Annotated in this window: 11 protein-coding genes; 2 read left to right on the plus strand and 9 right to left on the minus strand. The window is 64.3% G+C overall.

Annotated features, from left to right (window positions below; translation table 11 throughout):
• Positions 1-24 precede the first annotated feature (24 nt).
• From ABWP89_RS11980 to ABWP89_RS11990, 3 genes are all read right to left on the minus strand, one after another.
• Positions 25-1,332: an amino acid permease gene (locus ABWP89_RS11980; protein WP_353229501.1), complete on the minus strand. Its 1,308-nt coding sequence runs from the start codon at positions 1,330-1,332 to the stop codon at positions 25-27.
• Between the two features lie 64 nt (positions 1,333-1,396).
• Positions 1,397-2,185: a glycosyltransferase family 2 protein gene (locus tag ABWP89_RS11985; RefSeq protein ID WP_353229502.1), complete on the minus strand. Its 789-nt coding sequence runs from the start codon at positions 2,183-2,185 to the stop codon at positions 1,397-1,399.
• Between the two features lie 27 nt (positions 2,186-2,212).
• Positions 2,213-2,884 carry a response regulator transcription factor gene (locus ABWP89_RS11990; protein WP_353229503.1) on the minus strand — a complete coding sequence of 224 codons (672 nt, stop codon included), beginning with the start codon at positions 2,882-2,884 and terminating at the stop codon, positions 2,213-2,215.
• A gap of 170 nt (positions 2,885-3,054) precedes the next feature.
• Here ABWP89_RS11990 and ABWP89_RS11995 point away from each other — a divergent pair, with 170 nt between their 5' ends.
• The gene (locus ABWP89_RS11995; RefSeq protein WP_353229504.1) at positions 3,055-3,780 is read left to right on the plus strand and encodes an MIP/aquaporin family protein; all 726 of its coding nucleotides are present in this window, start codon (positions 3,055-3,057) and stop codon (positions 3,778-3,780) included.
• Positions 3,781-3,859: 79 nt separating this feature from the next.
• Here ABWP89_RS11995 and ABWP89_RS12000 read toward each other — a convergent pair whose 3' ends face one another.
• The 6 genes from ABWP89_RS12000 to ABWP89_RS12025 form a co-directional block, all read right to left on the minus strand.
• Positions 3,860-4,114 carry an ATP synthase F1 subunit epsilon gene (locus ABWP89_RS12000; RefSeq protein ID WP_353229505.1) on the minus strand — a complete coding sequence of 85 codons (255 nt, stop codon included), beginning with the start codon at positions 4,112-4,114 and terminating at the stop codon, positions 3,860-3,862.
• A 32-nt stretch (positions 4,115-4,146) separates the two neighbouring features.
• On the minus strand, positions 4,147-5,592 hold the full coding sequence (gene atpD / locus ABWP89_RS12005) for a F0F1 ATP synthase subunit beta (RefSeq protein ID WP_353229507.1): 1,446 nt from the start codon (positions 5,590-5,592) through the stop codon (positions 4,147-4,149).
• A gap of 65 nt (positions 5,593-5,657) precedes the next feature.
• Positions 5,658-6,530: a F0F1 ATP synthase subunit gamma gene (locus ABWP89_RS12010; protein ID WP_353229509.1), complete on the minus strand. Its 873-nt coding sequence runs from the start codon at positions 6,528-6,530 to the stop codon at positions 5,658-5,660.
• Positions 6,531-6,636: 106 nt separating this feature from the next.
• On the minus strand, positions 6,637-8,166 hold the full coding sequence (gene atpA, locus ABWP89_RS12015; protein ID WP_353229510.1) for a F0F1 ATP synthase subunit alpha: 1,530 nt from the start codon (positions 8,164-8,166) through the stop codon (positions 6,637-6,639).
• A 41-nt stretch (positions 8,167-8,207) separates the two neighbouring features.
• Positions 8,208-8,762: a F0F1 ATP synthase subunit delta gene (locus ABWP89_RS12020; protein WP_353229511.1), complete on the minus strand. Its 555-nt coding sequence runs from the start codon at positions 8,760-8,762 to the stop codon at positions 8,208-8,210.
• A gap of 258 nt (positions 8,763-9,020) precedes the next feature.
• Positions 9,021-10,634 carry a S1 family peptidase gene (locus tag ABWP89_RS12025; RefSeq protein WP_353229513.1) on the minus strand — a complete coding sequence of 538 codons (1,614 nt, stop codon included), beginning with the start codon at positions 10,632-10,634 and terminating at the stop codon, positions 9,021-9,023.
• Between the two features lie 175 nt (positions 10,635-10,809).
• Between ABWP89_RS12025 and ABWP89_RS12030 the strand changes: the two genes are divergently transcribed.
• Positions 10,810-11,847 (plus strand): bifunctional transcriptional activator/DNA repair enzyme AdaA, encoded by a 1,038-nt coding sequence (locus ABWP89_RS12030; RefSeq protein ID WP_353229514.1) that lies wholly within the window; start codon positions 10,810-10,812, stop codon positions 11,845-11,847.
• Positions 11,848-11,913 lie beyond the last annotated feature (66 nt).

Consider the following 11,913-nt stretch of genomic DNA (forward strand, 5'->3'; position numbering starts at 1 on the left):
AATACTATAATTCAATTGGATATTTCATTTGATCATTTTTTCAGACCTGAAATTGCCCCGCCGCACCGCCCAGTAAATCGGCAGCCCCAGCACCAGCAGCACCGCGCCATAGCCCATCGCCTCCAGCCCCAGGCCCCACGTGGCCCAGGCGGAAAAGGCCGCGCCGAACAAGGCCAGCGGCACGATCAGACGCTCGCCCGGCAGCAGTTTGATCGCTGCCAGCATGGATATGCCGTATGACAGCATGCCCGCGGCCAGGCTGACCGACGCGATGAACTGGAACAGGTCGCCCATGCCGCGTCCGAAATTCAGCAGCGTGACCGCGCTCAGCAACAGGCTGGACACCACGTGCCCGCGCGCCGGGGTACCATTGCGGCTTTCGACCGCGAACCATTGTGGAAACACGCCGCCGCGCGCCATCGCCCACGGCATTTCGCCCTGCAGCAGGATAAACCCGTTGAGCGCGCCAAATGCGCTGATCGCGGCAAACACCGCCACCACACTGCCCACCGCGCCGCCAAAGTGCTGCGCCAGAAACGCCGCGACCGGCGCGGGTGAGGCGGCCGCCGCACCGAGCGGCATATAGGCCTGAAACGACGCGGAAATGCCCAGAAAAATCAACCCGGCCAGCAGCGTGCCGACGATCGTGGCCATCGGCACCACGCGCGTTGCATTTTCCACTTTGTCGGCGGGCACCGTGGCGGATTCGATGCCCAGGAACGCCCAGAAGCACAGCGCCGCCGCGCTGGCCACGTTGCCACCGGTGATCGGCACCGGCACTTGCGTAATGGTTGGCGTGCCTGAAATCCACAGCCACAGCGCCAGGCCGATCACCGCCAGCAGCGGCAGCGATTTGACCACGGTGGTCACCAGCGTCAGATCACCCGCGCTGCGCACCCCGCGAATGTTGACCAGCGTCAGCACCCACACGCAACCGACCGCCATGACCGCCGGCAGGCCCGGCACATGGCCGATGGCGGGGAATACACCCGAAAGCGCGCTGACCACCGCCACCGCCAGCGCGCCATCACCCGCCCACAGCAAAACCCAATAGCTCCACGCCGTGACAAACCCGGCAAACGGCCCGAACGCCGCCTGCGCATAGGCATAAGGCCCGCCGGCCATCGGCATGCGCGCGCCGAGCCGCGCAAATACCAGCGCCATCGACAGCGCCGCCGCGCTGGTAACCACCCAGCCGATCAGCTGGTTGGCGCCCAGCGGTGCCAGCGTCGCCGGCAACAGATAGACGCCCGATCCGATCAGATTGCCCAGCACCAGCGCCAGCGCCATCCACGGCCCCAGGCCGCGCCGTGTTTCCGCTGTCTGCGCCAATCGCGTTCCCCCCAATGTGCCGGCAAACTAGCACGGGATCGCGGCGCGTCACGCTGCGATTCGGTTATTCCCAGTTGCGGTTGCGCAGCGCTTCGCTCAGCATCTTTTTGCTTGCGAATTTGCCCGCCAGGTGACGGTAGAAAAACCACGGCATCGCGCGCGCCGGCAGCACCCCATAGGCGATCTTTTCCCACGCGTTCCAGCTGACCGCGGTGGAATTGGTGCGGCGGGTGGAGGGAAAGCAATAGTGCGTGGCATCATAGACCGACGGACCCTTGTCCATCATCCGCACCATAATTTCGTGGTCTTCCAGCACATAGGGCCAGATCGCGCGGTCAAACCCCCCGGCGGCGCGGAACATGTCCAGCCGCCAGCTTTGCGCATATGTACCGGCGTGGCACTTTTTGGGCATGAGCGAATGTGCAAACAGCACGCGTTTCAGCCGCTTTTGCCCCTCGGCGCTGGCGGGCGAGGCGTAAAGATCGATGGCCATCACGCTCGTTGCCGTGGGGTTGGCGTCAAACAGCGCCAGGCAGCCCGCGACATAGTGCGCAGGGTAAATCGTATCGGCGTTCAAAAACCCGATGAATTCGCCGCTGGCCAGCGCAATGCCCCTCATCAGCGCAGGCACCACGCCGGGCGTGTCTTCTTCGACATGGGTATAATCGATTTCGCTGGCGGCCAGAAACCGTTCCACCATCGCCGGTGACGCATCGTCAGACCGGTTGTTGACAATGATCAGCCGGAAATCACGGGTATCCTGCGCGGCGATCGATTCCAGCGTGGGCAGGATAAATGCGGCTTCGTTGTAATAGGGCAGGACCAGCGAAATGCGTTTGGGGGATGACGTCACGGGCACCGTTCCATGCCCGACACGCCGTCAGGGCTTGTCCAGCACGTAGCCGAGCGAGCGCACCGTGCGCAAGGGATAGCCGGCGCCGGTATCGCGCAGCGCGCGGCGCAGCCGGCTGACCCAGGCATCGACCGTGCGTTCGTCGATCGGCTGGTCATTCTTGCCCAGCGCGGCGATCAGTTGCCCGCGCGAAAACACCTGGCCCGGCTGTTCCATCATATAGCGCAGAAGCCGAAATTCGTTGGGCATCAATGCGATCGGCTTTTCCTTCCACCGCGCCTGTAATGCGGCGAGATCGAGCGACAGATCACCCAGCCGCAGGTTGCGCGCCATGATCTCGCTATCGGCGATCTGCAGCGACAGTACACGGTCAAGCACGGTCGAACGGTCGATCGGCCCGATCACATAATCATCGGCCCCGGCGCGCAGCGCCCGGCGCTTGGCATCTGCCTCATCCTCTTCCAGCACCATGGTCACATGCGCCGCCTCGGTCTGCGGGGCGCAGCGCAGGCGGCGGCACAGTTCCAGCCCGGACAGATCGGGCAGCACCCAGTCGACAAACGCCCAGGGTTGCCCGTCCAGCAGCGGCAGCGGTGCATCGCCCAGCCAGTTGTGGAACACCACGCGCAGATCGCCGTGCAGAAAACTGTCGCTGCCGCCTGTCAGCGGCCCGGTCACGAGGATGTCAATCTGACGCATCGGGTCCTGTCGTGTGGTTGCAAACGGGGCTGGGCATGTCCCGTTCCATGTCGCCATAATATGACCGGTGCATGACGACGCGCGATGGCTTGCCATTCATGTTCACAAAGGCTTTGTTTGTAGCGACAGCGGCGAAGGGAAATTGGCCGCGTCATACGGGGGGACACGCGATGCATGGGCCGGTTTTCGGTGAATTTCTGGGCACGATGGTGCTGCTGCTGTTCGGCAACGGCGTGGTGGCCAATGTCGTGCTTGACCGGTCAAAGGGCCAGAACAGCGGCTGGATCGTGATTACTGCCGGTTGGGGCTTTGCGGTGTTCTGCGGGATCGTCACCAGCCTGGGGGTGGGCGGGGTGGCCCAGCTCAATCCGGCGGTGACGCTGGCGGGGGCGATCGTGTCGGGCGATTTCAGCCATGTCGTGGCCAATATTGCGGCGCAGATGGCAGGCGCGGTGGTGTCGGGCGTGCTGGTCTGGCTGGTCTATCTGTCACATTGGGAAAGCAGCGATGCCGACGCCAAACTGGCGGTGTTCTGCACCCAGCCGGCGATCCGCGCGCCCTGGCGCAACGCCTTGAGCGAACTGATCGGCACCATCATGCTGATTGTCATCGGCATGGCGCTGGCATCAAAGGGGTTTGCCGCCGCTGGTCTGGCGCCCGGCATGGGGCCATTTTTCTGGGGCATCGTGGTCTGGGCGCTGGGTTTGTCGCTGGGCGGGCCGACCGGTTACGCCATCAACCCCGCGCGCGACCTGGGTCCGCGCATCGCCCATGCAATCCTGCCGATCGCGGGCAAACGCGATTCGGACTGGGGCTATGCCTGGGTGCCCGTGCTGGCCCCGCTGGCCGGTGCGGCGATCGGCGCAGTAATTGTGCGCGCCACGGGGATTGCGTAACGCAATCCTCCGCGAAACGGGGAGGATAAAAGAAGGGCGGCCGTTGCGGGCCGCCCTTTGCTTTTCGTGATGGTTCAGGTCAGCCAACGTGTTCGGCCAGTACGGTCAATCCTTTGGCGCTAACCTCGGCAAAGCCGCCCTTGACCGGGATTTCCTCTGCGCTGCCGCCATTGGTGCGGTACACGCGGATCACGCCGTCCTTGATGGTGGTGGTAAACGGCGCATGGCCTTCCAGCACGCCGAATTCACCTTCAGAGCCGGGCACGTCGACCCTATAGGCCTCGGTCGACAGTACCAGCCGGGCCGGGGTCACGATTTCGAATTGCAGCGCCATGGTCTATGCGTTCCCGGTTGTAACGGCGATGATCAGACTTCTGCGGCCATCTTGGCGGCCTTGGCCACCGCTTCTTCGATGCCGCCAACCATGTAGAACGCGGATTCGGGCAGATGGTCGTATTCGCCGTCAACCACCGCTTTGAACGACTTCACGGTGTCTTCCAGCTGGACGAACTTGCCCGGGATGCCGGTGAACACTTCGGCCACATGGAACGGCTGCGACAGGAAGCGCTGAATCTTGCGCGCGCGGGCGACGGTCAGCTTGTCCTCTTCCGACAGTTCGTCCATCCCCAGAATGGCGATGATGTCCTGCAGCGACTTGTACTTCTGCAGGGTTTCCTGAACGCGGCGGGCGGTGTTGTAATGTTCTTCACCCACCACGCGCGGTTCCAGCACGCGGCTGCTGCTGTCGAGCGGGTCCACCGCGGGATAGATGCCGAGTTCGGAAATCGCACGGTTCAGCGTGGTCGTGGCGTCAAGGTGGGCAAACGATGCTGCCGGCGCCGGGTCGGTAAGGTCGTCGGCAGGCACATAGATGGCCTGGACCGAGGTGATCGAACCCTTGTTGGTCGACGTGATGCGTTCCTGCAACTGGCCCATGTCGGTCGCCAGGGTCGGCTGATAGCCCACCGCCGAAGGAATACGGCCCAGCAGCGCCGACACTTCCGAACCGGCCTGGGTAAAGCGGAAGATGTTGTCGACAAAGAACAGCACGTCCTGGCCTTCCTGATCGCGGAAATATTCCGCCATCGTCAGCCCCGACAGCGCCACGCGTGCACGCGCGCCCGGCGGTTCGTTCATCTGGCCGAATACCAGCGCCACTTTCGATCCTTCGGACGTGGCATTGCCGTCGGCATCCTTGGCGATCACGCCGGCGTCGAGGAATTCGTGGTACAGGTCGTTGCCTTCGCGGGTGCGTTCACCCACGCCGGCAAACACCGACACGCCGCCATGGCCTTTGGCGATGTTGTTGATCAGTTCCTGGATCAGCACGGTCTTGCCCACGCCGGCGCCGCCGAACAGGCCGATCTTGCCGCCGCGTGCATAAGGCGCGATCAGGTCGATGACCTTGATCCCGGTGACCAAAATGGCGGATTCGGTCGACTGTTCGACAAATTCGGGCGCCTTGGCATGGATCGGCGCGAACTGGTCGGCGCCGATCGGGCCGCGTTCGTCGATCGGTTCACCGATCACGTTCATGATCCGGCCCAGCGTCTTTGGCCCCACCGGCACGCTGATCTGCGATCCGGTGCTGCGGACCGGCTGGCCGCGGGTCAGGCCCTCGGTCGCGTCCATGGCGATGGTGCGCACGGTGCCTTCGCCCAGGTGCTGCGCCACTTCGAGCACGAGGCGGTTGCCGTTGTTGTCGGTTTCAAGCGCGGTCAGGATCGCGGGCAATTCGCCTTCGAATGCCACGTCAACGACAGCGCCGATGACCTGGGCAATCTTGCCGGTAGAGGAGAGCACGGTGGCCATGGGTTTTTCCTTGCGGTTCGTATCGGTTTGTCACGGCGCATGACGCGCCATTGTTATGGCGTCGCTTACAGCGCTTCCGCGCCTGCGATAATTTCAATCAGTTCGGTGGTGATCGCGGCCTGGCGGCTGCGATTGTATTCGATGGTCAGCTTCTTGATCAGTTCGCCGGCGTTGCGCGTGGCATTGTCCATCGCGGTCATCGATGCGCCCTGTTCGCTCGCCACGTTTTCCAGCAACGCACCAAACAGTTGCGTGCGCAGGTAACGCGGCAGCAGTTCGGCCAGGATGGTTTCCTCATCGGGCTCGTACTGCACCACTGCGCCATCGGTGACCGCCACCTTGGGGGTCGGCACCGGCACCAGCTGCGTCACCGTCGGTTCCTGCACCAGCGCGTTCTTGAACTTGCCATAGATCAGGTGCGCGACGTCGAACTTGCCGGCATCGAACAGCGCCAGCACTTCGGCGGCGATCGCCTCTGCTTCGTCAAAGCCGGGTTCGCGCACGTGGGTGGTGTCAAACTGGCCCAGGATGGCATTGGGATAGTCACGGCGGATGGGCACGCGACCCTTGCGCCCGACCATGAAGAACAGCACGGTCTTGCCTTCGCCGATCAGTTCCTGCGCCTTGACCTTGGCGGCCTTGACGATGTTGGCGTTGAACGCGCCGCACAGACCACGGTCGGAATTGGCGACCACCAGCAGATGCACTTTGTCGCGGCCGGTACCCGCCAGCAGGCGCGGGCTGCTGTCGCTGATCGTCACCCGGCCGGCCAGGCTGCCGACCACATCGGCCAGCCGTGCGGCATAGGGCCGCGCGGATTCAGCAGCGGCCTGCGCCTTGCGCAGCTTGGCCGCGGCCACCATCTGCTTGGCCTTGGTGATCTTCTGGGTCGATTTGACCGAGTTGATCCGACCTTTAAGTTCCTTGAGCGAGGCCACTCGTCGTATCCCTTGGCTCGGTCAGCAGGGCCCCTGGCGGGGCCGTGCTGGCGGCATGATGTATGGTGCACTGGCCCGGCCCACGCTGGGCCGGGCCAGTTGCAGATCAGGCAAACTGCTTGGCAAAGGCGTCGAGCGCCGCCTTAACCTTGGCCTTGGCGCTGTCGCCCAGATCCTTGGTGGTGCGGATTTCGGCCAGCGCGTCGGCGTGGTTGGCGTGCATGAAGCTGAGCATTTCGGCTTCGTATTCGGTCACCTGCTTGACCGGGACGTTGTCGAGATAGCCGTTGGTGCCGGCAAAGATCACCACCGTCTGTTCTTCAAACGCCAGCGGCGAAAACTGTGCCTGCTTCAGCAGTTCGGTCAGGCGTGCGCCACGGTTGAGCAGTTTCTGGGTCGATGCATCGAGGTCCGATCCGAACTGCGCAAATGCCGCCATTTCGCGGTACTGCGCCAATTCCAGCTTGATCGATCCCGAAACCTTTTTCATCGCCTTGGTCTGCGCGGCGGAACCGACGCGGCTGACCGACAGGCCGACGTTGATGGCCGGGCGAACGCCCTGGAAGAACAATCCGGTTTCCAGGAAGATCTGCCCGTCGGTGATCGAAATCACGTTGGTCGGGATATAGGCCGACACGTCGCCGGCCTGGGTTTCGATGATCGGCAGCGCGGTCAGCGATCCGGCGCCATTGTCGTCGTTCATCTTCGCCGCGCGTTCCAGCAGGCGGCTGTGCAGATAGAACACGTCACCCGGATAGGCTTCACGGCCCGGCGGGCGACGCAGCAGCAGCGACATCTGGCGATAGGCGACGGCCTGCTTGGACAAATCGTCATAGACGATCACGGCATGCATGCCGTTGTCGCGGAAAAATTCGCCCATGGTGCAGCCGGTATAGGGCGCCAGGTATTGCAGCGGGGCGGGTTCCGACGCGGTCGCGGCGACCACGATCGAATATTCCATCGCGCCGTTTTCTTCCAGCTGGCGCACGATCTGCGCCACGGTCGAACGCTTTTGCCCGACCGCAACATAGATGCAGTACAGCTTTTTCGATTCATCGTCGCCGGCGTTGGCGTCCTTCTGGTTGATGAAGGTGTCGATCGCCACAGCGGTCTTGCCGGTCTGGCGGTCACCGATGATCAATTCGCGCTGGCCACGGCCGATCGGCACCAGTGCGTCGATCGCCTTCAGCCCGGTCTGCACCGGTTCGTGCACCGATTTGCGCGGGATGATGCCCGGCGCCTTGATTTCCACGCGGCGGCGTTCGGTGTATTCGATCGGGCCTTTGCCATCGATCGGATTGCCCAGCGCGTCGACCACGCGGCCCAGCAGGCCACGGCCGATCGGCACGTCAACAATCGTGCCGGTGCGGCGCACGATGTCGCCTTCCTTGATTTCGCTATCGGTGCCGAAAATCACGACGCCGACGTTGTCGCTTTCCAGGTTAAGGGCCATACCCTTGATGCCATTGGAAAATTCGACCATTTCACCGGCCTGGACCTGGTCCAGCCCGTGGATGCGGGCAATACCATCGCCGACCGACAGCACCGATCCGACTTCCGAAACCTGGGCTTCGGTGCCGAAATTGGCGATCTGGTCCTTGATGACCCGGGAGATTTCAGCAGCGCGGATTTCCATGTTCTGCCTTTCTAGCGAACTTTAAATCGGGTGAGGGGCGTTCAGCCCTTCATCGCCTGTGACAGCGAATTGAGACGGGTACGGATGGAACTGTCGATCATCTGGCTGCCAATCTGGACCACCAGCCCACCCAGAATGGCGGGATCGACGCGGGTATTGAGCGTAACCGCGCGGCCTTCGCGCGTGGCCAGCTTGGCCGACAGTTGCGCCAGCTGGCTATCCTGCAGCGGGTGTGCGGTGGTGACCGTGGCGCTGATTTCGCCGCGCGCATCGGCAGCGATCGCGTCAAACGCGCGGATCATGTCGGGCAGGCGGTCCAGCCGGCGGTTGCCAGCGATCACGCCCAGAAACCGCGTGGTCAGCGCCGACAGCGACAGCACACCGGCCACGCCATCAATCGCGCGGGTGGCAGCGTCACGCGAAATCTGCGGATCGTGCAGCAGCTGGCCCAGATCGGCCGATTCGGCGATAGCTGCCGACAGCCGGCCCAGATCGCCTTCAACCGCCGCGACCGCGCCCTGTTCGCTGGCAGCAGCGTAAAGCGCCACGGCGTAGCGCCCTGCCAAGCTGGCCGTAATGCCGCCGGAAATCCCCACGCGCGTAAATCCCCTTCTTCGGATAGGCCCCGGCCATGGATGACCACCATCATGGTAAAGCCATCATGCCGTATGCGCCAACCGGGCCGCGCCTTCCCCCATTGGAAGCGGCAAGCGACGGCCCGCGTTGGGGGGGCGCCTAGCAACCTGCGCTGGTAATGACAAGACGGTAGTTGGTCGCCCGCGCCGGGCAAAATGAAGCAGGCTGTGCACACGTATGCAAATATCGCGTTGGGCTTGGCGTGGGGGCGGTGGTGATCAGCGCGCCGGCTGGCAGCTGTAACGCATGCGTTCGTTGGGTTCTGGCGGCAACAGCGCCTTGATCGCGGCCTGGTTTGCGCCCAGCTGGCGCGCCAGATTGTCGTCGGCGCCGCACGGCGGATAAGCGATCTTGGCGCGTTCGGCGCGGGCCTGGATCATCGCGTCGCTGCCCATCAAAAACCGTTCGACGGTATAGCCGTGGGTGTCGGGATCATAATGCGTGACCGTCACGGTGTCTTCACCGGCGGGCACCAGCACGCGTGACCAGCCATCCTGCGCCTGGCCATATTGCGTGCGGTTGTTGACACAGCCGCCGGCCGACCATTGCAGCGGCACATCGGTAATGTCGGACACGGTCACCCGGCTGCGTTGCGGGTCGATCACGCAAATCAGATTTTCGGGCGCACTCGCATCGGCAACGGCGCTGGCATCACCGGCTGGCCCAGGCGTGGCACCAGAATCGTTATGGCCGTCGGTGCGGGCCTCTGCCTGCGCGATGCGGTCCTTGGCGCGTTCATCGATACTGCCCAGCGAAGGGCGCAGAATCCACGCAAAGCCCGCACCGATCAACAGCACTGCCGCCAGCGCGATCCCGGCGCGCATGGCCCGCGGGCGTTGGCGCTGCCATTGCAGATAGGTGAACGTGCTCGCGCCGATCACCCCGATCAGCAGCAGCCCGGCGATCGCCAGCCCGTTGTCGCGTTCGGTCAGCACATCCAGTTCGGCATCGCGCCGCGCCTTGTCCAGCGCGCGGTCTTTGGCGGCGGCACGCGCGGCGATCATCGCCGCCGCATGCGCCTGATCGTCGGCCGCGTGCTGGCGATCGGCGCGATCGAGATCGGCAATCGATGTGCAGGGCAGGCTGGCCAGATGCGGCGCGACATGTGCGGATTTCAGAAACGGAATGATTTCGCGCATCGAAATCGCGAAAAAGAACGATGAATCGGTGCCGTTGTCGCTGACCGTACCGAAACTGTTGACCCCCAGCACACGGCCACAGGTATCAAGCAGCGGCCCGCCCGAATTGCCCGCACCCAATTGCGCGGTGTGCAGGATCGTATCAAACTGTTTGGCCGACCGCCCCGACGATACCTGGCCATAGGTTTTCACGGTATCCTGAGGCGTGACCATGTCGCCCGCGCTCAGTCCTTGGGCCGCGTCGACATTGGCGGGATAGCCCACCGCGGCAATCTGCATGCCATCGGTCACCGGCCCGGGAAACAGCGTCAGCGGTGGCAGCGCAGCATGGTTGCCCAGTTGCAACAGCGCCAGATCGTTGGCGGGCGAATATGCGATGATCCGCGCGGGATAGCTGTTCTGGCCCTGCGACGGGATCACCCCCATCACCACATTGCCGTCGTTGTGCGCCGCTTCCACCACATGGGCATTGGTCACGATCAGATCGGGCGCGATGGCAAAGCCCGAACCGTGGCCCAGCATCGATGTGCCCAGCCAGCCGCTGCGCACCAGCACCACCCGCACCACGCCCCGGCCAGCCGCGGCCACATCGCTGGGGTCCGCCAGTGCCGGGCGGGTAACACCGACCAGCGCCAGCAACAGCGCCAGCGCGGCAACGGCAAACAACACGGGGCGAACAGAACTGCGCAACATCATGGGCGTGTCTGTGCCCGCCCCGCGCTTTGATCGCAAGGCGCGGGATGCATTGTCATGGATGTGGCGGCAAAAGGCTGTGACCATTGCGCTGACGGAGTTTTGCATGATGCCGGTTCTTGCTATGCCCGCCCCCATGACCGGGACCGCCCATGATGGGTTGAACGACTCCGTGATGAACGATGATGCCGCGTGGGCGGCGGTGCTGGCGCGCGACCGGGGCAGCGACGGGCAATTCGTGACCGGCGTGCTGACCACCGGCATCTATTGCCGGCCATCGTGCCCCGCGCGCCATCCCCGCCGCGACAATGTGCGGTTTTTTGTCGATGGCCCTGCGGCCCGCAGCGCCGGATTGCGCGCCTGCCTGCGCTGCCGGCCGGATGATCTGGCACGGGATGAGGCCGCCGTGCTGGCGGCGATTGCGACCATCCGCGATGCCGAATGCCCGCCCGCGCTGACCGTGCTGGCGCAAACGGCAGGCTACAGCCTCGCGCATTTTCAGCGCGTGTTTGTGCGCCAGACCGGCCTGTCACCCGCCGCCTATGGCCGCGCGCTGCGGGCCGAACGCACGGCCGAATCGCTCAGCCACGCCGGCAGCGTGACCGCAGCGGTATACGATGCGGGGTTTTCCGGCCCGTCGCGGTTTTATGCTGCCAGCGAAGGGCGACTGGGCATGGCGCCATCGGCGTGGGTCGATGGCGGGCGCGGGGCGGTGATTCGCTGGGCAGTGGTGCCGACCACGCTCGGGCCGATGCTGGTGGCCGCGACCGCCAAGGGCGTGTGCCGGCTGGCATTTGGCGAAAATGGCGCCGATCTGGCGGCGCGGTTCCCCCATGCCACGCTGGTCGCCGGTGACGACGCGTTTGCTGCGCTGTTGCAACGGGTGATCGCAGCGGTCGAAACCCCCGGCACCGGCGACCATATCCCGATCGACGTGCGCGGCACCGCGTTTCAAGAGGCGGTGTGGCGCGCGCTGCGCAGCATCCCGCCGGGCGAAACGCGCAGCTATGCGCAGATCGCGGCCGCCGTCGGCCATCCGCAGGCGGTGCGCGCGGCCGGCAGCGCCAATGGTGCGAATCACGTGGCGGTGCTGATCCCGTGCCACCGCGTCATCCGCAGCGATGGCAGCCTGGGCGGCTATGCCTATGGGCTGGATATCAAACGCGAATTGCTGGCACGCGAAACCTCAGAGTCTGGTTTAAAAGTCGTCTGACGACGACTTTGTGCCACCCACCGCCCCGCACCCCCGGCCCATCCGCCCACAGGGTACCTTAACCGG

It is taken from the genome of Novosphingobium sp. (assembly GCF_040398825.1).
Classification (GTDB): Bacteria; Pseudomonadota; Alphaproteobacteria; order Sphingomonadales; family Sphingomonadaceae; genus Novosphingobium.